General features: G+C 45.1%; 15 protein-coding genes, 1 tRNA gene and 1 pseudogene. 4 read left to right on the top strand and 13 right to left on the bottom strand.

The features are described from left to right. Positions 1-136 precede the first annotated feature (136 nt). From RDN93_RS17975 to rho, 9 genes are all read right to left on the bottom strand, one after another. On the bottom strand, positions 137-1,519 hold the full coding sequence (locus tag RDN93_RS17975; RefSeq protein ID WP_308746765.1) for a cytochrome c peroxidase: 1,383 nt from the start codon (positions 1,517-1,519) through the stop codon (positions 137-139). Positions 1,520-1,536: 17 nt separating this feature from the next. Further along, positions 1,537-2,325, bottom strand: a complete 789-nt coding sequence (locus RDN93_RS17970) for a cytochrome c biogenesis protein CcsA (RefSeq protein ID WP_308746764.1) — start codon at positions 2,323-2,325, stop codon at positions 1,537-1,539. After that, positions 2,322-3,188, bottom strand: a complete 867-nt coding sequence (locus tag RDN93_RS17965) for a cytochrome c biogenesis protein ResB (RefSeq protein WP_308746763.1) — start codon at positions 3,186-3,188, stop codon at positions 2,322-2,324. Before RDN93_RS17965 ends, RDN93_RS17970 begins: the two co-directional genes overlap by 4 nt. A 207-nt stretch (positions 3,189-3,395) precedes the next feature. After that, positions 3,396-4,718 carry a signal recognition particle protein gene (gene ffh, locus RDN93_RS17960; RefSeq protein WP_308746762.1) on the bottom strand — a complete coding sequence of 441 codons (1,323 nt, stop codon included), beginning with the start codon at positions 4,716-4,718 and terminating at the stop codon, positions 3,396-3,398. 57 nt (positions 4,719-4,775) lie between these two features. After that, positions 4,776-6,098, bottom strand: coding sequence for an MATE family efflux transporter (locus RDN93_RS17955; protein WP_308746761.1), 1,323 nt, complete (start codon positions 6,096-6,098; stop codon positions 4,776-4,778). 39 nt (positions 6,099-6,137) lie between these two features. Next, positions 6,138-8,102, bottom strand: a complete 1,965-nt coding sequence (locus tag RDN93_RS17950) for a HAMP domain-containing sensor histidine kinase (protein WP_308746760.1) — start codon at positions 8,100-8,102, stop codon at positions 6,138-6,140. Next, positions 8,099-9,952, bottom strand: a complete 1,854-nt coding sequence (locus RDN93_RS17945) for a HAMP domain-containing sensor histidine kinase (protein WP_308746759.1) — start codon at positions 9,950-9,952, stop codon at positions 8,099-8,101. Before RDN93_RS17945 ends, RDN93_RS17950 begins: the two co-directional genes overlap by 4 nt. Before the next feature lie 89 nt (positions 9,953-10,041). Further along, a complete protein-coding gene (locus tag RDN93_RS17940) occupies positions 10,042-11,508 on the bottom strand; it encodes a sulfatase-like hydrolase/transferase (protein ID WP_308746758.1) in 1,467 nt (488 codons plus the stop codon). A 295-nt stretch (positions 11,509-11,803) separates the two neighbouring features. Continuing rightward, on the bottom strand, positions 11,804-13,990 hold the full coding sequence (rho, locus tag RDN93_RS17935; protein ID WP_308746757.1) for a transcription termination factor Rho: 2,187 nt from the start codon (positions 13,988-13,990) through the stop codon (positions 11,804-11,806). Between the two features lie 234 nt (positions 13,991-14,224). Here rho and RDN93_RS17930 point away from each other — a divergent pair, with 234 nt between their 5' ends. After that, positions 14,225-15,061 carry a 4Fe-4S dicluster domain-containing protein gene (locus RDN93_RS17930; protein ID WP_308746756.1) on the top strand — a complete coding sequence of 279 codons (837 nt, stop codon included), beginning with the start codon at positions 14,225-14,227 and terminating at the stop codon, positions 15,059-15,061. On the opposite strand, the gene tilS is transcribed toward RDN93_RS17930, so the two are convergent. Further along, positions 15,046-16,326, bottom strand: a complete 1,281-nt coding sequence (tilS, locus tag RDN93_RS17925) for a tRNA lysidine(34) synthetase TilS (RefSeq protein WP_308746755.1) — start codon at positions 16,324-16,326, stop codon at positions 15,046-15,048. The genes RDN93_RS17930 and tilS overlap by 16 nt on opposite strands. 166 nt (positions 16,327-16,492) lie before the next feature. Between tilS and feoB the strand changes: the two genes are divergently transcribed. The 3 genes from feoB (at position 16,493) to RDN93_RS17910 (ending at position 19,314) form a co-directional block, all read left to right on the top strand. Continuing rightward, a complete protein-coding gene (gene feoB, locus RDN93_RS17920; protein ID WP_308746754.1) occupies positions 16,493-18,979 on the top strand; it encodes a ferrous iron transport protein B in 2,487 nt (828 codons plus the stop codon). Further along, positions 18,976-19,191 (top strand): hypothetical protein, encoded by a 216-nt coding sequence (locus RDN93_RS17915; protein ID WP_308746753.1) that lies wholly within the window; start codon positions 18,976-18,978, stop codon positions 19,189-19,191. The genes feoB and RDN93_RS17915 overlap by 4 nt, the downstream gene beginning before the upstream one ends. Before the next feature lie 51 nt (positions 19,192-19,242). Then, positions 19,243-19,314 (top strand) — tRNA-Cys (locus RDN93_RS17910). Between the two features lie 222 nt (positions 19,315-19,536). Here the strand turns inward: RDN93_RS17910 and RDN93_RS17905 are convergent. From RDN93_RS17905 to RDN93_RS17895, 3 genes and pseudogenes are all read right to left on the bottom strand, one after another. Beyond that, positions 19,537-20,709: a DUF418 domain-containing protein gene (locus RDN93_RS17905; protein WP_308746752.1), complete on the bottom strand. Its 1,173-nt coding sequence runs from the start codon at positions 20,707-20,709 to the stop codon at positions 19,537-19,539. Positions 20,710-20,823: 114 nt separating this feature from the next. Beyond that, positions 20,824-21,621, bottom strand: a pseudogene (gene nudC, locus RDN93_RS17900) (NAD(+) diphosphatase); the annotation flags it as partial. A 77-nt stretch (positions 21,622-21,698) separates the two neighbouring features. Further along, positions 21,699-23,375: an ABC-F family ATP-binding cassette domain-containing protein gene (locus RDN93_RS17895; RefSeq protein WP_308746751.1), complete on the bottom strand. Its 1,677-nt coding sequence runs from the start codon at positions 23,373-23,375 to the stop codon at positions 21,699-21,701. Positions 23,376-23,377 lie beyond the last annotated feature (2 nt).

Genomic DNA, 23,377 nt, shown 5'->3' with positions numbered 1-23,377 from the left:
CATATTTTCAGAGTATTTATTGGTGATGGGCAAAAGTAAAATAAATAACTGAACTGTCCAAAAAGATTGGAGCATAAAAAAGAAGATGCCGGATATAGCATCTTCTTTTTGAACGGAGAGAATATTCTCTTGTTGTTTAAATTATATTTTTATTGGTCAGTAACTTGCCTTTGTATTCTCCTGTCAGTGTACGAAGGAAACCGACGATTTTGTCTACTTCCGGTTGCGGCAAGTCAATGCCTAGCTGATACTTGGCCATAGCGCGGACGGCATCGTCCATGGTAGCCATGCTGCCATCGTGGAAGTAAGGAGCGGTAAGTTCGATGTTTCTCAGTCCGGGGACTTTGAAACGGTGACGGTCGCGTTCTGTCTGTGTCTGCTTGAACCGTCCGTTGTCTTCTTCGGTCATTTCTGCCTGTCGTTCGGCAAAATAATCACCTTTTACACCGATTAGTTCGTAAGACTGTCCGCCCAGGATTTCCCCTACGTGGCAAGTGGCGCAATCGTATTTCTTGAAAAGCTCGTATCCGGCGATTTCATCTGTGGAGATAGCTTCTTTTTCACCTTTCAGATAACGGTCGAAGCGTGAGTTGGGAGTCAGCAATGTCTTTTCAAATTCCTCGATTGCGTTTGTGATATTCTTCTCGCTGAGTCCGTCGGGATATACTTCGGTGAATGCCAGGACAAAGTTCTTGTCTTCTGCCAGTTTGTCGATAATCTGATTGAAAGACTCGCAAGCCATTTCTACCGGGTTCAACGGGGGGCCGGCAGCTTGTTCGGCAAGTGTTCCGGCACGTCCGTCCCAGAATTGGACGAAGTTGTAGGCTGCATTGTAGACTGTCGGGGCATTCACACCGCCAAACTGACCGCCTACGCCTTCGGAATATTGCTTGTTGTCTACACCACCGGTATCCAGTCCGTGACAACTGGCACAGGATACGGTATTGTCGGCCGACAGGCGGGTGTCGTGGTACAACAATTCGCCAAGTACTACTTTGCGGACATCTACTGCGATAGAGTCGGCGATGGGACGAACCGGTTCGTTAATAAAGTCGGATGCGACTGCCAGGTCTGTGTATAGTCCCATGCGATGGTTTTTCACCCAACTGAGTGCCACTTCTTTTTTGGCATCGTTGAAAGAAGAGCCCCAGTGTACGAGATAATACTTTGCTTGCGGCATTTTTCCGTCAAGGATTACTTTCTCTACTTTTGCCAGGTCTACCGGATTGATAGGACGGCCTTCTTTCAAATCTTTCTCCATCTGAGTCATGTCGAAAGCACGGTAAGCGTCGCTCACATCTTCCATCACGATTTTTCCAGCTACGGGCATACTTGCGTAAAACGGTAAATCGGGAGTCGATGTATGACATCTCAGGCATCCTGCATCCGTAATGATTTGCTGCATCTGGGCGTTTGCTTCCAAATCACTGGAAGGCACCCGGTGCATAAGCCGGTAGGTGACTGCCAGTGCTGCCACTACGACCAACAGTGCTACAATTAGTTTTGTACCTTTTTTCATTTCACATTTGATTTTAATTAGTTGTTATTACGATTATATAAATGCACGCTTTGTTGGGCGGCCGGCAAGTAGTTCACTCCATACCAGCACATTTGCAGAGCCAGGAAGGAGATGATGAGCAAGGCATACAGACATTTCCGTCCGGTTTTTCTGAAAAGACGGAGATGTATATAGAGCAGGTATCCCATCCAGGTGATAGCTGCCCAGGTTTCTTTCGGGTCCCAGCTCCAGTAGTTTCCCCAGGCTTCTTTTGCCCATAGAGAGCCGAGAAGCATTCCGATGGAAAGAAAGGCTACTCCGGCATAGACAAGATTGTCCGCCGTATGCAGGTATTCTTCCTTGTGGCGGAATAATCCGGTCAGTGCAATGATAAAGGCGCATCCCAGTACCGAGTAGGAAAACATATACACCGTGACGTGCGGAATAAACCATATGCTTTGCAACGCCGGCATCAGTGACTGGTCATGTATCTCGGGTTTCATCAGGTTGATGATGACGAATACGGTGGAGAGGAGTGTCGAGAAAGACAGAATCCAACGGTATTTCCATCTTATATAAGTAAGCAGTCCTGCCACTCCCATGAAGAAAGAGTACCATAGCCGGGTTTCTCCCATGGTGCGCAAAGGCGGGCGTTGAAGAAATACCCACAATCCGGCAATGAAGATGCCCAAAACAATGATGCCGGATGATGTAAAGGCTATTGCCGTCTTGCTCTTCGTTGACGAACGAAGGGCGGATACAGCTCCTGCCAACCACAAGCAGACGGATATTGCTGCAAATACATAGAAATTATCCCAGTTTATCATACTTTTTCCGGTCCTTTAATGAATAATAGAATCGCTCCTGCCAGCATCATCAGGATGCCTGCCACTATCACATATTTCCAGGGTTGCTTTACTACTTGCAAGATGCAATATTCACTGCCGTTGCCTTTCATCACATTATAGCCGGTGAGGTATATATCTTCTCCCAACCGACAGGCGTAAGGGTGATTCACTTCGAGCACTACTTTTTCATCTCCCAGACGTACATTTGCCGCAAAGCGGGAAGGATGTCCGTTCGGGTAATATTCTACGGCAAAGGAGTCGAGCTCTATTTCATAATCCAGATAATGCGGCGCGCCGTTCATATCGAACGCTTCGCGTGCCGGTTCACCTTTATATACAGGTATGCGTAGTGTCCGGGTATCACTGCTTCCGAAGAATCCGGCAAATAGGGCGAGCCATAGTCCGGCGTGGTTCAGCACGAAGCGCCACCGTGCTTGTTTGCGGTGTTGGAAGGCGTGGATGGTAATCATGCCGAGATTACTTAACAATAGGAGAAGTATGGCTATAAAAATCCAGCCGGTCATGAAATTATAACACCCCAGCAGGGCAGGAATACCTTCGCGCGCCTTTGCCGCTGTGTCCGATAGTTGGGGGAGAAGACCTATCACCAGGCAGCCGCCGATAAATAATCCAATGGATAGCGCACTGGTCTGAGGTGAGCAAAGAAAACGGGTGAAGCCTGAATTTTTGTATTCCTTATATAATGTCCGGAGTATGAGGAACCATATTGCCGCAAAGATGATGTTGAGCGGAAAGGCAAGGAAGGAAACGGGGAAGTTTCCTGTAAATAGCTGCATGGCAACTGCTAATAATATATATCCTGTCGTATAGATGTAACGCATACTTGTGTTTTTGTTTGTAATCTTTTGCAAAGTAATGAAATAAAAACGAATAAACACCTAAAATCTTTATAAAATTGTAATCGTTACAATCAAATAGTGATGGGACGCCCCGAAAATTAGAGAAAGGCTATGTCTGTTATAATAAAAAGAGGAAGCCACGCTCGCCACGGCTTCCTCTTTTTTATTTAGAATTAAAATGGATGCTTCTTATTTTCTCATCTTCGGCATCATCTTGCCCATTTTACTGCTGGTTACCATCTTCATCATCTTACGGGTCTGGTCAAATTGTTTCAGCAGGCGGTTTACTTCCTGAATCGTTGTTCCGCTACCTTTGGCAATACGGGTGCGGCGTGAACCGTTCAGGATTTCCGGATTGGAGCGTTCTGCCGGAGTCATGGAGTAGATGATGGCTTCGATGCTCTTGAAAGCATTGTCGTCGATATCAATATCCTTGATGGCTTTGCCTACTCCCGGAATCATGGAAGCAAGGTCTTTCAGGTTACCCATCTTCTTGATTTGAGCTATCTGGCCGAGGAAGTCATTGAAGTCGAACTGGTTTTTGGCAATCTTCTTCTGTAAGCGTTTGGCTTCTTCTTCGTCATATTGTTCCTGAGCACGTTCTACCAGTGAAACGATGTCACCCATACCGAGGATACGGTCGGCCATACGGGCAGGATGGAACTGGTCGATTGCTTCCAGTTTTTCTCCTGTACCTACAAACTTGATTGGCTTGTTGACTACCGAACGGATAGAAAGGGCCGCACCACCACGGGTGTCACCATCCAATTTTGTCAGTACCACACCGTTGAAGTCAAGGCGTTCATTAAATTCTTTGGCTGTGTTTACGGCATCCTGTCCGGTCATGGAGTCTACCACGAACAGGATTTCGTCCGGGCGAATCGCTTCTTTGATGGCGGCGATTTCGTTCATCATCTGTTCGTCTACCGCCAGACGTCCGGCTGTATCGACAATGACGAGGTCATATCCTTTGGCCTTTGCTTCCTGGATGGCGTGCTGTGCGATTTCTACCGGATTTTTGCTATCCAGTTCGCAGTACATCGGAACTCCGATTTGTTCTGCCAGTACACGCAACTGTTCGATAGCTGCCGGACGGTAAACGTCACAGGCTACCAGTAACGGTTTGCGATTCTTCTTGCTTTTCAGCATTTGTGCCAACTTACCGGAGAAAGTAGTCTTACCCGAACCTTGCAAACCTGACATCAGGATGACTGCCGGACGGGATTCGATATTGATTTCGGCTGTCTCTCCACCCATCAACTGGGTAAGCTCGTCGTGCACAATCTTCACCATCAACTGGCTCGGTTTTACAGCCGTAAGTACGTTCTGACCAAGAGCTTTCTCTTTCACCGTATCGGTGAAATTCTTTGCAACCTTGTAGTTTACGTCGGCATCAAGAAGTGCCTTGCGTACGTCTTTCAGCGTCTCCGCCACGTTGATTTCGGTGATTTTGCCTTCACCTTTCAGAATCTTGAATGACCGTTCCAGTCTTTCACTTAAATTATCGAACATAGTTGTTTAATTACTGATTAATATTTGAGCCTGCAAATGTACAAAAATCTCTCGGATTTATATCTTTTTATTCTGCCATTTTGCTTTTTTGAGGTAAATATAACTTGTAATCAACAGCAAGGTATAATACACTATCTCAATCGTAAAGCAGATTTCAATGGGGGCTTTCAGCCACATTCCGATGAATATGATGTATGAACCGTAGATGATGATTGTAATTGTTTCGAGTAATAAGGCGGCCTGCGTGTTTCCTGTGCCGGAGATGCCGTTGAATACGACGTTGGCTACCGACGCGATGAGCATGGCGATGCAAATCACATAGACCGAGGGGACGGACTCTGTGATAAGCGCAACCTCGCTGGTGTAGATTGAAAGCAGGAACTGCGGAAACAGTGCCGACAGTGCAACGAGTCCCAGCATAATGAAGAACGAGAACCGGGCGATTTTATTGATAAGCGGCATCACGAACCGGATTCCTCCTGCGCCGATAGCGTTGCTCACCAGGCTGTTGGCGGTGGTTGCCAGTGCATTGACCGGAATCAGCAGCACGACGTAGATGCTTCGGACGATATTGGCAATTGCCAGTTCGCGTTGTCCCAGTCGCTCTACGGCTACAAAGAACACGAACCAGGTAGCCATCGACAGGAAATATTGCAGCATCGTGAAACAGGAAATGCTGAGAATCCGCATCAGCAGCGCGGGGTCGAACGAGCGCAGACGATTCAGACCATATTTTTTCAAATCGACTGTAATGTACGTGTAAATCAGGAAGAAGAGAATTGAAGAGGCTTCGGCCAGTACGGATGCGATGGCGGCTCCCTTGATACCCATTTCCGGCATGCCGAACTTTCCGAAGATTAACACATAGTCCAGTGCCACATTTGTCAATGCCATGACGACGGCGTTGATTGTGAGTACTTTGGTGCGGGTGATGCCGATGTATAATGCCCGGAACATTACGTTGACGAAGGAGAAGAAGAAGCCGTAGATACGCCAGTCGAGAAATTCCATTGTTCCCTCGTAGATGGATTCTGAAGAGACGAGCAGTCGCATGATGTTTCCTCCGAAGGCTTTGGTGAAGCCGAACAGTATCAGTGCCATGGCAAACAGGAACATGATTCCTTGAATCATGACCGGGCCTACATCCGTATAGCGTCCCTCGCCATTGCGTCTTGCAATGACTATCTGCGAACCGGTGCTGAATCCGAATGCGATGGTGAATATGCATATATAGAATAACCCGCCCATGGCAGAAGCTCCGAGGGCTACTTCACTCACGTGTCCAAGGAATGCCGTGTCGGTGACATTGATAACATTTTGTGCCAGCAAGCTCAGTAGTATCGGATAACTGACACTCCAAATCTGTTTGTTGGTATACATAATTAAGCGTTTAAGTTTACACTTTGCAAAGATAGCGCTTTATTTCGATTCGGAAGTAATGGGGTAGATGAAAACTATTTCCGGTTCTTCGGAAGTTTTATTATCAGCGAGGTAGTCGCCGCCGAAATGTTTCAGCAATAATCGGTTGATGTCATGCCGGATGATGGTTTCTTGTGATACGAAAGCACGTTCCGCTAAAGGGGAGTTGGATATACGGAAGTGAATCATATTTCCGCTACGGCTTACCGTAAAACGGATGATCCGCTCTTGTTGCTGTTCTTTTCCCTGCGGATAAACCAGTGTGCTAAGCAATGCCTGTGTCAGCCGTGCCGTATCGGTACGGATTATTTGAGAATCCGTATCGGCGGAGAACTGAACCTTGATGCCTGTTTGCTCATTCTTTATATGTGCCATGTAGCATACTTCCTTGCATAATTCGATAATGTCATAATCTTGTAGCTGGAATTTCATCATTTGAGCTTCCAGACGGGACAGGTCGAGGACATCATTGACGAGCCTCATCAGTACTTCCGTACTTCTGTGGATGATATTGGAGTATTCCTGTCTCGTTTCCTTGTCTATATCAGGTTCGCAGGCGATGAGTTGTGAGAAGCCTACTACATTATTGAGCGGAGTGCGGATATTATAACTCATGTTCGAAAGGAAGCGGTTCTTTATTTCATTTGTTTTCCGTACGTTTTCTGTTGCTTTCCGTATTTCGTTTTCCGAGTGCTTCAATGCTTTTCGCACTGTGAAAAGCCGTGCCATGAAGATAAATAGCAAAATCAGAATAACAAAAATAAAAATCAGATAGCTTAGTTGGGTTTTGTTGTTTTGCTTTTCTTGTTCCAGTTCTGTCCTTTCTGTATGGTATTTGTTTTTTATCTGTTCCATTTGGGTGTTGGAGAGTACGGTTGCGGCCGAGTCTTTAATGGCCAGTGCCTGCTCGTACAAAGGGATGGCTTTCTCGCTTTGCTCCGCCTGTTTCCAGATTCTTGCCTTTTCGAGCAGTTGTTCGGCGTAGTCACTGGTGAAATCCTTTTTCAGCATCGTCAATGTCGTGTCGATATAATCTGATGCTTGCATATATTCTCCTATTTCCTGATAATATTTGGCATGGGTATCGAAATAAAGTACTTTGTACATGAAATAGGTGTCCTCGTTCAAGTATTTTCCGGATTTTTGCAGATGGGGGTAAGCTCGTTTGGGCTGATGGATATTCAGATAATAATAGGTGTAGAAAAGCTCATTGAAAAGATATACATCGGCAAACCCTTCTTTTAAAGACGGATTTTTACTGATGTGTTTATCCAGTACATTCTCCAGTTCCTGCAAGTATTTGAGCATTTTTTTGTTGTCTTTCTTTTCTTTGGTGACGGATACCAACTGTGACAGTACCGAGATACGAACCACCGGATTCTCTTGGGCGGTAAGCATCTGGTAGGCGTTTTCTAACGATTCGATACCTTTGTCCCAGCGCTGGCTGCCGATATAGGCATTGCTCAGACATTGGTAAGCGGCTATGACTCCCTGGCTGCAATTCTGTTTGTCGGCTTGCTGCTTCATCTTTTTTGCTTCGCTGATAGCCAGTTCGTATTGTTCATTGTAGGTGTACAGGTCTATTTGGAAGCGTTTGGCGTCAAAGAAAAAGCCCCAAATCTTAGATTTCCGGATATAGGGTTCCATAGTGGTAATCCATTTGGCTACACTGTCCTGTTTGCTGTGATTGTAATAATACAGGACGTGATAATATGCTGCCATGCCGGCGTATTTGTCATTTTCCAGCCGTAGCGCTTCTTTCAGTAATGTATCTGAGTATTGGATACATTGGTGGTTGTTCTGTTCTATTCTGATAATTTGGTTCAGGACATTCAGACGCATGGTATCACGAGGTAAGGTTTGCAATACTTTCAGCAGGCTGTCTGATTCGGATACTGCTCCGGTACCGGCCTTTCCGGTCAGGGTACAACATAATAAGGCTATCAGGAGTATGGTCTGTTTCATTCTGCTTTCTCCTTTTCTGGTTGGTTGTGGCGATGGATGGGGTGTGTAAACAGGAAACGCGCGCCTTTATCGTAATCCGGGTCAATCCATATCCGGCCTCCCAGTTGCTCGATGATAAGTTGGCAGATAGACAGGCCGAGCCCTGTGCCTTGTGCGTTTTCGTTCAATTTTTCAAAACGGTTGAAGATTTTTTCCTGATTGTCTTTGGTGATTCCGCAGCCTGTATCGGTCACGGAAAACAAGGCTATATCTTCTGTTTGCTTCTCCAATTCCATGATAATGGAGCCTTGCGGGGTGAATTTAGTGGAGTTGATGAGCAGGTTGATTAATAATTGTTGCAATCGGGCATTGTCCGTTGTCAATTCCAATTTCCGGAGTGAGGTGGAGAAGCGGACATCCGCATTGGTCTGTTTTATCTTTTCGACCATGTCGATTACGTTTCTGCATATAGCTACTGCGTCACATTGCTCATATTTGAATGTCATTTTACCGACTTCAAGGCTGGACAGGTCGATAACGTCGTTAATTAGCTTGAGTAGCAGTTCGGAATTCTGCTGAATAATATCACTGCATTGCTGCCGGGTTTCATTGTCGATGGACTCTTCCGTCAGGATAGAGGAAAAACCGGACAGCGCGTTGAGTGGCGTGCGGATTTCATGGCTCATATTAGACAGGAACAGGCTTTTCGTCCGGATGGAGTTTTCTTCCTGTTTTTTGGCTTTTCCCAGTTTTAATTGCGATTGCCGCAGCCTTTTATTGCTGCGCTTTATCAGGAAGATGAAAAATATGATTAGCGTGACTATGGACAGGATTGTAAACCAACTCCAATAGAGGATTGTTTTCTGCCTGTTCAGGCTGTCTAACTCCTTTTTGTCAATTTGGTAAAGTGTATGCAGTTCATTGATTTGGCGGATGTAATTCAAGGTTTCCAAAGAGTCTTTGATGGCATTCAATGATTCATAAGTTTCGCAGGCTTCCTCGTTTTTGCCCATCAGTGCCAGTATTTGTGCGCGTTCTTGCTGGATAGGAATGGAATTGTATGAAGCTGCAGTGCTTATGTGCAAAGGTGTTTCGTCAAATATCTTTAATGCCTGAATATAATCTTCGGATTCGGTATAGTAGCGGGAATACAGATACTTAGTCATCAGGAGATAGTAGGAATTGGCGGAATGCTGATTGATTGAGTCGGCTTGTTGCAGATAAGTTAATGCTTCCGGAAGATGGCGCGTCTGTATGTTGTAGAATGCTTGGCAATAGGCCAGGTAAAAGGCGTCCTGACGATTTTTGCTTTTGTCGGAGAGGGATTTGAGTTGCCGGATATAATTTCCTATATCTGTCAGTTGGCGATATTTGAGCTTGGTCAGAATGAGTTGGGATAGGATTGTTTTTGTGTATGGGGTTGCGTTAGGAATTTTGCGTGCAGCTTCCAGTGCTTCTTCGTAAGATTCGATGGCTGCGACGGCGGCTGACGAGCTTTGATAAGTGTTTCCAATGGCCTGCAGTGAGAGTGCTGTTCCCGGCGCGTAATTCATGTCCTTAGCTTTTTGGTACATCAGGTTGGCTTTATCTATGGCCAGACTGATATTGCCTTTTGTAATTAATGCCTGGACGGTCAGGTGTTTTAGTTGGAATAGAAGTGAGTATTGTTGCTGTTGTTCCAGTTCGGGTTCCAGTATCTTTTCCCATTTGATGATGCTGTCTATCGGTACTTCAGTGCTGAATGGTACGTTGTAGTCGAGCAATGACTGCAATAGAGCGATGCGTTCTGCATTGCTGTACGCTGCATGCAGAGTTGCCGGTATAAGCATGGCTGCAACGATTGCAATAGTATGATATCTGTGTTTATTCACTTGATATTAAGTTGTTTGTTTGTCAGATGATGTGCAAAAGAAATAAAAAGAGCGAAGATTACAAAGAAATCTCCGCTCTTTTTATTATTTTATTTTTTTTTGAGAATCTCACGTGCTCCGGGGCCTTCGTGATTTGGATAACCCGGGGTGTGATTTCTGCATCGTGGGTCGGCGTCTACTTTCAGGCTGCGATAGTCGTCTTTTGTCCGGGCGATGTAGTCATCGAGCATTGCACGGTGTTCTGCCAGGACCTTGGTGTATTTAGGGTCTTTGGCGAGATTCTTGCGTTCTCCCGGATCTTTTTTCATGTCGTACAACTCTTCTCCGTTGCCTTCCAGATAGTGGGTGTATTTGTATCTTGGCCCGCGTACCATGCGTCCGGGTGTTGTCACATACTCATATTCACTATGCCATTCGGAGACGACATACGGGTGGGTGTTCGTTTGTTTTTCTCCTTTTAGGGTAGGGGCAAGGCTGATTCCTTCTTTCTCTGCCGGAACGGAAATTCCTGCCAGGTCGCAAAGAGTAGGCAGAAGGTCGAGCGTGGGCTGTGCGAGCAGGTGGTCTACCGGCTTTTTCTGTTGTTTGATGCCGGGACCTGCAAAGATGAACGGAACGTTTGTCATTTCGTCGTAGAAACTGATGTGCTTGGTCACCATGCGGTGCGAAGCCATTCCGTCACCGTGGTCGGCTAAGATGACTACGATGGTATTTTTTCCGGCAGGCGTAGAGTAAAGTGCTTTCAGCACGCTGTCTACTTGTTTGGATACCATCTTCGTGTAGTGTTGGAAAGCTGCGATGTAGTGGCGGTAGTTTTCTTCGCTCCAATGGGAAGCCTGTGTCATTCGGCGGTGGCTGCAACAAATATACTGTACCGGAGTGGGGATGTTGCTCCAGTCCTCGACATCAAAATTGGCAGGCAGTTCGGGAAGAGTGCCGCTGATGGGGCGATCTGTATGCACGCCTTCATTAGCTCCTACAAATCCGCAGATATTGTGAGGGTTCTGAAAATCGGCTATGCAGATGAAAGGTTCCTGGGGCGGATTGCTCAGATAGGCTACTGCGTCCTCGCAGGTTCCCACATCCAGAAAGCTGTCGTTGTTGACAGGAAATTCAGGATCGGTAAATGGTTTTGCTACCGGTTCTTTATGTTTGAATCCTCTGAGTGACCCCATGTCATGGGTCTTTCCGAAATGTACGGCTTCGTAACCGTTCTCGGAGAAAAGACTACCTAAAGTCGGTACGCTTTCCGGTATGCGTGGATTGACCGGTTCGCTGGAATTGGAACGCACATTGGTTTGATGAGGCATCATGCCGCTCCATAAAGCCGCACGTGAAGGTTGGCTGAGAGGACAGCCTACATAAGCATTGGAGAAGATGACTCCTCTCGAAGCAACTTCGTCAATGGGAAGGGTGCAACCTTGTGTATGGCCGTAGGCACCTACGACACGTTGCGTCAAATGGTCGCATTGGATAATAAGGAAATTCGGCTTTTCTTGTGCCTGGGCTGTTATGCCGCATAGGGCCAAACCCATGAAAGGATAAATCGTTTTCATTCTTGGTTAGAATTAAGTAATATTGATTTTGGAACAAAAGTAGAAAAAAAGGAAATGTAAAAAAGGGTAGAGGGGTGGTTTTGGACGTAAATGAAAGGATTTTGTACAAAAGTGGAATTTTGAAAAAAGAGAAGAGGGGGGCGCAAATAAAATTTAATATATAAATAAAGTACGGATTATATGGAAATCGCGGTTTTGGTAAAATAAGAACTGCGCTATCCGTATAATCCGTGCCTGAATAATAGTGGTTAGGATGTTTTTTATGTCCTGGTCACTATTTATCGTTTTCCGTTGATTAGCTATTCATGCTCATCAGGAACTCGTCGTTGTCTCTGGTTTTTTCCAAACGGTCTTTTACGAAATCCATTGCTTCGATCGGATTCATGTCGGCAAGATATTTGCGTAAGATCCACATACGGTCAAGCGTTGTCTTGTCAAGCAGCAGGTCGTCGCGACGAGTGCTGGATGCGGTAATGTTGACAGCAGGGAAGATACGTTTGTTGGACAGGTTGCGGTCGAGCTGCAACTCCATGTTGCCTGTACCCTTGAATTCTTCGAAGATAACTTCGTCCATCTTGGAGCCGGTGTCGATCAGGGCGGTAGCGATGATGGTCAGTGAGCCGCCGTTCTCTATATTACGTGCAGCGCCGAAGAAACGTTTGGGCTTGTGCAGTGCATTAGCGTCAACACCACCGGAAAGCACTTTGCCGGATGCCGGAGAAACTGTATTGTATGCACGTGCCAGACGGGTAATAGAATCGAGGAAGATAACTACATCGTGACCGCACTCTACCAGGCGTTTTGCTTTTTCCAGTACGATACCTGCGATTTTCACGTGGCGTTCTGCCGGTTCGTCGAAAGTGGAGGCGATAACTTCCGCATTGACGCTGCGTGCCATGTCGGTTACTTCTTCAGGACGTTCGTCAATCAACAGCATAATCATGTACACTTCCGGATGGTTGGCTGCGATTGCGTTGGCGATATCTTTCATCAAGATAGTCTTACCGGTCTTTGGCTGGGCTACGATCAATGCACGCTGGCCTTTACCGATCGGAGCGAAAAGGTCTACGACACGGGCTGACATGGAGTCTGAATAACCGCCTTTGCAAAGTTTGAACTTTTCATCCGGGAAGAGAGGTGTCAGGTGTTCGAAAGGAACGCGGTCGCGAACAAAAGCTGCGTCACGTCCGTTGATTTTCGATACTTTGACCAGCGGGAAGTATTTTTCTCCTTCTTTGGGCGGGCGGATAACGCCTTCTACTACGTCACCGGTCTTCAGACCGAACAGTTTGATTTGTGACTGTGATACGTAGATGTCGTCCGGAGAAGAAAGATAGTTGTAATCGGAAGAACGCAGGAATCCGTATCCGTCCTGCATGATTTCCAAAACGCCTACTCCATTGAGGATATCGTCAAATTCGTAAGGTTTTTCGCGTTCAATAACTTTGCGCTCCTGCGGTTGTTGTGCCGGAAGGTGTTCGTTTGCATTGTTCTGCTGAGTGGCACGCGGCATAGGCAGGCGCTGTTGGTTCTGATTCTGGTTATTGTTACGCTGGAAATTATTGTTGTTGGTAGCGTTATTGTTATTATTGTTGTTGTCACGCGGGCGAACAATGCGCGGACGTTGCTGCTGCGATTGCTGCTGTTGTTGGGATTGCTGCTGCTGGGAATGAGACGGTTGTTCGGGTGCAACCTGTATCGGTTCTGTCTTGGTAGCCTCGAATTTACCGAACAATTCGGTAGGGAGCTCTATTTTTTCAGAAGGCAGATCTTCGATTGGAATGAAATCATCATCGTCTGCACTGGACAGGATATTGCTTTCTTCGTCAATAACAGGTGCAACTTTTTTTTGTGGTTTTGCTATTACTTTCTTCTCGGCATCAGGCTTGTTTGCTTCTGCAACCGGCTTATTGGTTGTCTCCTTCTTTTCAGCAGGTTGTTGTGCCGGAACTGCTTTCTGTGCAGTCTCAGCAGGTTTTGCTGCTGCGACAACAGGTTTAGCTTCCGCTTCTTTGATAGCTACTGCCGGCTTAACATTCTCTACTTCTTTTTTCTCAGTAGTGTCAGCATTCTTGCGTGGACGGCCTACTTTACGTTTGGGAGCGGCAGCATTTTCAGCTTTGGCTTCAACGGCAGGAGTTTCTTTTTCTTTGTTTGTACCAGCCTCTTTGGAAGGTTGTGCCTTAGCAGGAGTAGTCTCTTTGGCTTTTGTAATTTCTCCGCCCTTGGTTGCGGAAGCCGCCTTGTCTTCTTTCTTGGCAGGAGTTACACGCGGTGAACGTTTTTTCTTATCGTCTTTGCGCTCTTCTTTGAGCTTGTCTGCGGCCACTTTCTTGGTAGCTCCTACAATTGCCTGTTCATCGAGTATTTTATAAACAAGGTCTTCTTTTTTGAATGAGTCTGCTTTTTTTATGCCTAAATCTTTGGCAATAATTTGAAGCTCCGACAGATCTTTGTCGTTTAATTGGATAATGTTATACATATAGTATGGTAAGTTATTAATATTTCTTTTAGCTGAATTACGGACAGCATTACTACAGCTTATAGCTACAGATATGCAAGCATACGTTTTGTTTTTTATTATGAATTAGGGATGTATGTGTTGAATCGTAGAATGTTTCAACGGGGCAAAGATAATAATTTTTTTTGGTTTCATGAACAATCAACCATTTTTTTCCACGTAAAAGTGTATCTTTGCTAGATAAAAGAAAATAGTATGACAGTAAATGAAGCTTATTTAATTTATTTTTCGCCTACACATACATCAAAACAAATAGCTGAGGCGATTGTTCACGGAGCAGGCATAAAAAATATTCTTCCCATAAATGTCACTCAACAGGCTACTGAGGAAATTGTAATTCCTGCGTCTGCATTGGCTATTATTGTGGTTCCTGTGTATGGGGGGCATGTGGCTCCTTTGGCAATGGAACGTTTGCAGGGTATCCGCGGTCTGGATACTCCCACCGTTCTTGTAGTGGTTTATGGAAACCGCGCTTACGAAAAAGCTTTAATGGAGTTGGATGCTTTTGCCGTACCGCATGGTATGAAGGTGATTGCCGGGGCGACTTTTATCGGAGAACATTCGTATAGTACCGATGAACACCCGATTGCTGTCGGACGTCCTAATGACTCTGATCTGGCTTTTGCTGCGGAATTTGGGAAAAAGATTATGGAGAAAATAAACGCGGCCGGTAATATGGATACTCTTTATCCGGTAGATGTACGCGCTATTAAACGTCCGGGACAACCTTTCTTTCCTTTGTTCCGTTTTCTGAGAAAGGTCATTAAATTGCGTAAAAGCGGTACGCCGCTTCCCCGCACTCCTTGGGTGGAAGATGAAAACTTATGTACTCATTGCGGATTATGCGTGGTTCGTTGTCCGGCAGGAGCTATTACCAAGGGTGACGAGTTGCATACGGATGAGGCCAAATGTATCAAGTGTTGTGCCTGCGTAAAGGCTTGCACAAAAAAGGCCAGAGTATATGATACTCCTTTTGCTGCCTTGCTGTCTGATTGTTTTAAGAAACAGAAATTACCTCAGACTATTTTATAGATAACGACACGTTTGGTCGTTTCATCAATACGGAAGCGGTTATCTGTCCGTTCACCTATCAGCCACGCAATGCGTTCTCCGCAACAGAGTACCCACTGGCGTTCTTTCTGGCTGATAGAAAATTTGCGGTCGGTCAGATAATCGCTTATTTTTTTCTTTCCTTTCATTCCGAAAGGGATAAAAGTATCTCCTGTCTGCCATTTCCGGTAAGAAATTTCTTCATTCAGCTTGTCTGCATCAAAACAGGCAATTCCTTTTTCTCGTGGAATCTGAAAGTCTGATGTATATTCTTTTTCCTCTTTGATGATTTGGAAAGGGAGTCCCTCTCTGTTTCCCGGCCGGATGCTTTCTAATAAAAGGAGTTTCCTGTCTTTGATTACTCTCCATTCTTTGCTGTTGAACTGCTTTCCCGGTTGTCCGTGAAGTGAGTTGGCAATATCTCTGATTTGTGCGGAGTTGAAGCCCAGAGGATGCAGGAGTTCAAACAAAAGAGCTTCGGGTGCCGGCTCTTTTAATAATTCGTGGATTCGGATGCCTTCTGTCGTGACTATCCTTGCTTTGGCTTCTTCTGTATATCTATTATATATAACAGATATGTCATTCAGATAATTACTTGTTTCTATCAGGCTGTTTTTTACCGATGGATTCATGGTCTGCATGAGAGGAAGGAGGTTGAGCCGGATTTTATTACGGGTGTATTCGTCTTCCAGATTGGTGCTGTCGGTCACATAATCCTGCCCGATGCTTTGCAGGTAATGCAGGATTTCTTCCCGGTTGATACAAAGTAAAGGGCGCACGATTACTCCATTGCGGGGACGTATTCCTAATAATCCGGTAATTCCTGTTCCACGGATTAGATTCAGCAATATCGTTTCTACGCTATCGTCTTGATGGTGGGCAACGGCTATGACATCGGCCTGGCATTCGTTTCTTATTTCTTCGAACCAGTTGTAACGTAATTCTCGGGCGGCCATTTCGATGGAAATATGTTTTTCGGCTGCATATCGGGTAGTGTCAAAATCAACAGTGTGCAGGCGGGTTTCATATTTTCTGCATAGTTGGCGGACAAATTGCTCGTCGCGGTTCGATTCTTCACCGCGCAAATGGAAGTTGCAATGTGCAGCTTCGCAATGATAGCCTGCTGCATGAAGGATGCATAACAATGCTACCGAGTCGACACCGCCGCTCAATGCTACCAGAATCTTACTGTCGGAAGAAAATAAATCTTCTTTATCTATATACTGTATAATTCGTTGTTGTATCATATGCTGCAAAGATAATAGTTTATTAAAGTATCTCAAGTGAATGGGCATTGTTTTTAGTTGCAGACAATGGGTTTTAGAAATTGAAAACACCTGTTATTTAAAAACAATCTAAATAATTTGCGTGCTCCGAAGTTATGAATTATCTTTGCCGAAAATTTTGAGTGTTATGCGTTTGTCCGAATTGAAAACAGGCGAAAAAGGTGTCATCGTTAAGGTATTGGGGCACGGTGGTTTTCGTAAACGTATTGTGGAGATGGGTTTTATTAAAGGTAAGACAGTTGAAGTGCTGTTGAACGCTCCACTGAAGGATCCCATTAAATATAAAGTTCTGGGTTATGAAATATCTCTTCGTCGTCAGGAAGCTGAGATGATTGAAGTGGTCAGTGAAGAGGAAGCTAAAAAACTGGCTGAAGAGACTATTTATCATGAAGGGCTGCCTGAAGATATATCTGTAAAAGAAGAAGAGATGAAACGGTTGGCGTTAGGTAAACGTCGTACCATCAATGTGGCGTTGGTCGGAAATCCGAACAGTGGCAAGACTTCTTTGTTTAACTTGGCTTCCGGTGCGCATGAGCATGTCGGCAATTATAGTGGTGTGACGGTAGATGCCAAAGAGGGGTATTTCGACTTTGAAGGTTATCATTTCCGCATTGTCGATTTGCCGGGAACTTATTCTTTGTCTGCATATACACCGGAAGAGATTTATGTCCGCCGTCATATTATCGACGAAACTCCGGATGTCATTATTAATGTGGTAGACTCTTCCAATCTGGAAAGGAATTTATATCTGACTACTCAACTGATCGACATGAATGTCCGTATGGTGGTAGCTCTGAATATTTATGATGAATTGGAAGCCAGTGGAAATACATTGGATTATCATTTGTTGAGCAAATTGTTCGGAGTTCCGATGCTACCTACGGTAAGTAAGAGAAATCGCGGACTGGATACGCTGTTCCATGTTGTCATCAATCTCTATGAAGGGGTGGACTTCTTTGACAAACAGGGAAATATGAATCCGGAAGTGCTTAAAGACCTGACCGAATGGCATGATTCCCTGGAAGACCGGAAAAAACATGAAGAAGAGCATTTGGAAGATTATGTGCGGGAACATAAGAAAACCGGACGTGTATTCCGGCATATTCACATCAATCATGGTCCCGATTTGGAGAAAGCGATTGATGCTGTAAAAGAAGAGGTTTCCAAGAACGAGTTTATCCGCCATAAATATTCCACTCGTTTTCTGTCTATTAAGCTGTTGGAGAACGATCCGGACATAGAGAGTTTCGTGCGTACTTTGCCGAATGCGGAAGCTATTCTCAGTATTCGTGATAAAATGGCTAAACGTATTCAGAGCACGATGAATGAAGATTGTGAATCGGCTATTACGGATGCAAAATATGGTTTTATCAGCGGTGCTCTGAAAGAGACGTTTACTGACAACCACTTGGAACAGGCGCAGACAACAAAAGTACTGGATGCTATTGTCACTCATCGTATTTGGGGATACCCTATCTTTTTCCTTTTCATGTATCTGATGTTCGAGGGTACGTTTGTGCTTGGAGAGTATCCGATGATGGGAATTGAGTGGCTGGTGGAGCAGATTGGCGATTTGATTCGCAATAATATGTCTGAAGGACCGCTGAAAGATATGCTGGTTGACGGTATTGTCGGTGGAGTAGGGGGCGTTATTGTCTTCTTGCCGAATATTCTTATTCTGTATTTTTGCATTTCGTTGATGGAAGATTCGGGATATATGGCACGTGCCGCATTTATTATGGATAAGATTATGCATAAGATGGGATTGCACGGGAAGTCGTTTATTCCGTTGATTATGGGATTCGGATGTAATGTGCCTGCTATTATGGCTTCGCGTACGATTGAGAATCGGAAAAGTCGCCTTATTACGATGCTGGTGAATCCGTTGATGTCTTGCAGTGCTCGCCTGCCTATCTATTTGTTGTTGGTAGGGGCTTTCTTCCCGAACAATGCCAGTCTGGTGTTGTTAAGTATTTATGCGATTGGGATATTTCTGGCTGTGCTATTGGCGCGTTTGTTCAGCAAGTTTTTGGTGAAGGGTGACGATACTCCGTTTGTGATGGAGCTTCCGCCCTATCGGATGCCGACAGCTAAATCAATCTTCCGTCATACATGGGAGAAAGGAGCTCAGTATTTGAAGAAGATGGGAGGAATTATTATGATTGCTTCTATTATCATTTGGTTCTTAGGGTATTATCCGAATCATGACGCATATGAGACGGTAGCCGAACAGCAGGAAAATTCTTATATAGGTCAGCTTGGCCGTGCGATAGAGCCGGTGATTGCGCCTATGGGGTTTGACTGGAAACTGGGTATCGGCTTGATTTCGGGAGTAGGAGCGAAAGAGTTGGTTGTTAGCACTTTGGGAGTTTTGTATGTAGACGATCCGGAAGCCGATGAAGCCAGTTTGGCGGAGCGGATACCGATAACTCCACTGGTTGCTTTCTGTTATATGTTGTTTGTGCTGATTTACTTTCCGTGTATTGCGGCATTGGCGGCTATCAAGCAGGAGTCCGGTAGTTGGAAGTGGGCACTCTTTGCTGCTGGTTACACAACGGCATTAGCTTGGCTTATTTCATTCGCGGTTTATCAGATTGGAGGACTATTTGTATGAATAATTGGCAGGAATGGGTGGTCGGAGTACTGATCGTACTCTGTATTGCCCGGGTCATATACGGGATTTATATTTTTTTTCATCGCACGCGCGAAAGCGCTAATCCTTGCGATAGCTGTGTAAGTGGCTGTGAATTAAAGGATATGATGGAGAAGAAGAGACATGAATGTGGTGTAAAGAAAAAAAGTACAAAGAAAAATTGCTGCGGATAGTTGGTAATTTCAAAATTTGTACTACCTTTGCAACCGCAAACGAGAAATTACGGTTCCTTGGATGAGTGGCTTAGTCAGCGGTCTGCAAAACCGTGTACGGCGGTTCGAATCCGCCAGGAACCTCACGAAGCCCTTTCAGATGATTTCTGAGAGGGTTTTTTCTTTGCCTTAACTGAAAATGTTCCCACTTTGTTCGGCTCAGTCTGAAATTTTTGCATTGAATGATTCTGCAAATGCATTCGTTTCCCTGTTAACAAATCCATGCGTGAACATTTGGAGGCAATTAATCATGCGGAAGCTATCAGCTATATATTATTCAAATCATTCTATTTATATGTTCTTACATTATTTGTTCCCTATCCAAGTCCATTTATGCCATATTGTCTCCAACGGCCCTTGTTTATGTTTGGACAGCCACCATTTACAGAATTGAACCTGCAATATGCAAAGAACAATGCCAATAACCAGGCTTAGAGTATATCCGCAATAAGGAGCCAGATAGAATCCGAATGGGAAATAGATAATGGCGCCCAGGATAGATTGGGAAATATAGTTTGTCAGACTCATCTTACCGTAGAAGCGCAGGTGGGAGGCGGCTTTTTGAAACTTGGTTTTCTGATAAAGTAAGATGAAAGAAGAAATTAATACGATAGTGAACGCGAATTTCTGCCACATATCAAAAGCGGTACCTACTGTCTGTTGAATCAGGCTGCTGTCACTCTGCATGATTTGCTCTTTCAAAGAGTAAAGAGGCGCGAAGCTGATAGCAGCGATGATGAGCGCTTTCACCCAGAATTTCAGATGAGATTCGGTGGTGACGAACAACTGTTTGCGTCCGATATACAGACCGAACAGGAAAAGTCCGGCAGTCTGTAAGAAACGTCCGGCGCCGATAGCCCAGAATAGGCTGGCTTTCTGCCCCAAAGTGATATTACCTATTAGGAACTCCCAGAAGTTGCCGTCTTTGGTGTAGGCAGCCACTTCGGCATACATCGCTCCGACGTTTAAGTCGGGCAGGGTATAGGCAGGGTTGAAAAGGCTCATAATGTAGTGGAACCATTCAATAGGTTGCAGCGAGAACAGGATAGCAGTGATTAAAATAGCCTTATCGCTCCATTTGCGTACGATAAACAGTACGATGCCGACTACAACAAACAAAAGCAGGACATCACCTGCCGGGAAAAAGGCAGCGTTAAGAGTGGCAAAGCCTGCCAGCAATACCATTCTCCATAAAAAACGGTAGCCGAAGTCTTTTCCTTTCAATTGCTGGTTGTGCGACTGGATATAGAAGGTGAATCCGAAAAGCAGGGCGAAGATGGCATAAGATTTTCCTGCAAACAGTGAGAATATTGCGTTAAATACCCCGGCATCCAAAATGGTGAGCCATTCGGGAGAACTTTCCGGATAGACGGGAAAAATGAAATGCTCCAGGTTGTGTACCAAGAGGATAGCCATGACGGCAAAGCCTCTGAGAGCGTCTACTACTTCAATTCGCGGTGTTTTTGTTGATAATTCCATGAGGTTGTTTTATGATTGTTTTTTCCGATTCCATGTGGCCGAAAGTTCTTCCTGCGATTTGTCGGATACCGGATAATATTGTCGGATACCTTTGATAATGTTTTCCATACCTGCTTATTTGTTAGGACATTCCAACCACCAGTCAATCATCTTCCGTGCAAGGCTCAGCTTTCGGGGAAGTTCCGGCAGGTTATCCCGTGTGTAGAAATCTCCGGAGCTTAACTCTTCCTCTTGCAGTTTGATTTCTCCACCGGCGTAATCTGCGATAAAGCCGACCATCAGTCCGCTGGGATACGGCCATGCCTGATTGCCGAAATAAGTAATATTCTTCACGTCCAGTCCTGTTTCCTCTTTCACCTCACGTGCTACACATTCCTCTAATGTCTCTCCGGTTTCCAGGAATCCGGCAACGAGACTGTTGAATGTTCCTTTGAAGTTACGGGCATGGACAAGGAGCAAAGAATCTTCTTTTCTCACTAAGACGAGCACTGCGGTTGAAATGGAAGGATATACTTCCCGGCCGCACTTCGGACAACGTTTCATGATGTCCTCTTTCTGTTCCATAGGAGTGCCGCAGGCAGAGCAAAAACGGCTGTTTCTGTCCCAGTGCAGAATCTCGTGCGCTTTTCCCGCCGCCTGATAATGAGCCGGCGGGAGGTACTCATAAGAGGCACGAAGCCCTATCATTGCATATTGTGCTGATTCTTCAATGGGTGAAGAGAGGGAAAAAGATTTGCAGTTCTTTCCCTCTAGTGTCGTTATAGTATGTACCGTAGTTTCTTCTTTAATAAAGATAGGCGGAATCTCTCCATAGGGAAGGGCAAATATACCCTTCCCTTTCTTTTCAAGTAATAGCTGGTCTTTATAAAAGACAAACCACCATGATTGTGCTGTTTGACTCATTTTATTTTTTTTCTTTTGTTTTGCGCTGCGAAGGTATAAAAAACTGTATTGATATTTGAGACTTTATCGGATAAAATATCAATGGATTAACTTAATACAATACGTTGGTCGATACCGATTTCCCGAATGAAATAATTATCGTGTGAAATGGCTATGACAGTACCTGCATAATTCTTGATAGTCGCAGTGATGATTTCAATGCTCTGTATATCCAGATTATTGGTCGGTTCGTCCAGGATAAACATATCGGGTGTATTATTGCTAATCATCAGGCAGCAGAAAGCGAGCCGCATCTTCTCACCGCCGCTTAGTTTCCGGCAGGATTTATCCCATTCGGATGCGGGAAACAGGTAACGGTTCAGAATAATCTTTATTTCGTGCTCCGGCAGGTTCCGGCTGTTGAAAGCGTAAGCCTGTTCGAGGATACTATTCCGGTCGTCGATGATAGAGTATTCCTGATTCAGATAAACGTAAGAGAAATCTGCCCGTGTGAGCGTTCCTTCCTGTGGCTCGAGTTGTCCGGTGATGATTTTCAGAAGAGTGGTTTTTCCGCTGCCGTTGGTTCCTTCTATGCGGAGACGGTCGCCGCTCTTTAGTTGAAAACTGATGGGAGCTTGCCAAAGCAGTTGCGCTGGCAGGTTGCTGCTGTTGCTGCTGTCGAAGGTATTATTTTCACTTGGATTATCATTCTCGTTCTGACTATCATTGTCGTTCTGGTTAGGATAATAACCGAAATTAATGTTTTTCGCTGTAACTAACGTTTTCCCGTTGTGCAGGGAAGAACTGTTGAAATCAGTTTTTAGCGCAGCCGTTGGAGAGAGTGAACCTCGAAGTTGGTTGCGTTCATCAGTCAGCTTTTCGGCTTTCTCCTGATGGACGCCGTTTAGTTTACTGGTGCTTTTCTCTGATTTTCCCTGCAACGCATTTAGTACGATGCGTGGAACGCCTTTTTTAATATTGGCTTTTTCGCCACGCACATTTTGTTTATCCCTTCGCTCTGCCGTTTCACGGGCTACCTTGCGGGCTGCCCGCAGCGCTTTTTCTTTTTCTTCGATACGTTGCTGCAAGGCTTCCTGCATCAGGGCTTTCTGCTCTTTGTAAAATTCGTAATTCCCACCGTAATACGTGATTTGATGTTTCTCCAGTTCGCAAATTTCGGGAAGAAGATTGAGTAAGGTACGGTCATGGCTCACTACCAGCAATGTTGAGCGCCATTTCTCTACCCAATCATACAAACGTTGCCTGCCCGAAGAATCGAGATGATTCGTAGGTTCATCCATGAGGATGACAGATGGGGTGTGAATATCCATACCCGCTAAAAAGACACGGGTCTTTTCTCCGCCACTGAGCAGATGCAGCGGGTAGGATAGGGGAAACTGCCCTATCCCCCACGAATCGAGGGCGGCGATGGAACGTTCCTCGATATTCCAGTCATCATCCAGTAGTGTGAAATTCTCTGTTGAGGCATCTCCTTCCAGAATAGCGTGTAGGGCTTTTTGCTTGCTGTCTATATGTAAGGCTTGGGCGATAGTTAATGAATTATATTGTCCAAAATGTTGTGGAATGTAATAAAGGTCGTCCGGTCGGACAATGACACCGGAAGACGGTGATAATTGTCCGGCAATAATTTGCATCAGGGTCGATTTACCACAGCCGTTGTTGCCGACTAATCCCAGCTTTTGCCCTTTACTGATGGCAAAGTTGAGGTCACTGAATAATACTTCTTTATCCGGATGGATATAGCTGATTTGTTGAATACTTATAG

The organism is uncultured Bacteroides sp. (assembly GCF_902491285.1).
In the GTDB taxonomy this organism is placed as follows: domain Bacteria; phylum Bacteroidota; class Bacteroidia; order Bacteroidales; family Bacteroidaceae; genus Bacteroides.
The sequence above is the reverse complement of the archived record's forward strand: the minus strand, read 5'-3'. Positions and strand labels throughout refer to the sequence as shown.

Bases quoted from the DNA above. Each gene is read 5' to 3' on its own strand.
- RDN93_RS17965 (WP_308746763.1), bottom strand. From the start codon at position 3,188: ATGCGTTACATCTATACGACAGGATATATATTATTAGCAGTTGCCATG.
- RDN93_RS17940 (WP_308746758.1), bottom strand. From the start codon at position 11,508: ATGAAAACGATTTATCCTTTCATGGGTTTGGCCCTATGCGGCATAACA.
- RDN93_RS17955 (WP_308746761.1), bottom strand. From the start codon at position 6,098: ATGTATACCAACAAACAGATTTGGAGTGTCAGTTATCCGATACTACTG.
- feoB (WP_308746754.1), top strand. From the start codon at position 16,493: ATGCGTTTGTCCGAATTGAAAACAGGCGAAAAAGGTGTCATCGTTAAG.
- ffh (WP_308746762.1), bottom strand. From the start codon at position 4,718: ATGTTCGATAATTTAAGTGAAAGACTGGAACGGTCATTCAAGATTCTG.
- RDN93_RS17915 (WP_308746753.1), top strand. From the start codon at position 18,976: ATGAATAATTGGCAGGAATGGGTGGTCGGAGTACTGATCGTACTCTGT.
- RDN93_RS17930 (WP_308746756.1), top strand. From the start codon at position 14,225: ATGACAGTAAATGAAGCTTATTTAATTTATTTTTCGCCTACACATACA.
- rho (WP_308746757.1), bottom strand. From the start codon at position 13,990: ATGTATAACATTATCCAATTAAACGACAAAGATCTGTCGGAGCTTCAA.
- RDN93_RS17950 (WP_308746760.1), bottom strand. From the start codon at position 8,102: ATGAAACAGACCATACTCCTGATAGCCTTATTATGTTGTACCCTGACC.
- RDN93_RS17970 (WP_308746764.1), bottom strand. From the start codon at position 2,325: ATGATAAACTGGGATAATTTCTATGTATTTGCAGCAATATCCGTCTGC.
- RDN93_RS17905 (WP_308746752.1), bottom strand. From the start codon at position 20,709: ATGGAATTATCAACAAAAACACCGCGAATTGAAGTAGTAGACGCTCTC.
- tilS (WP_308746755.1), bottom strand. From the start codon at position 16,326: ATGATACAACAACGAATTATACAGTATATAGATAAAGAAGATTTATTT.
- RDN93_RS17975 (WP_308746765.1), bottom strand. From the start codon at position 1,519: ATGAAAAAAGGTACAAAACTAATTGTAGCACTGTTGGTCGTAGTGGCA.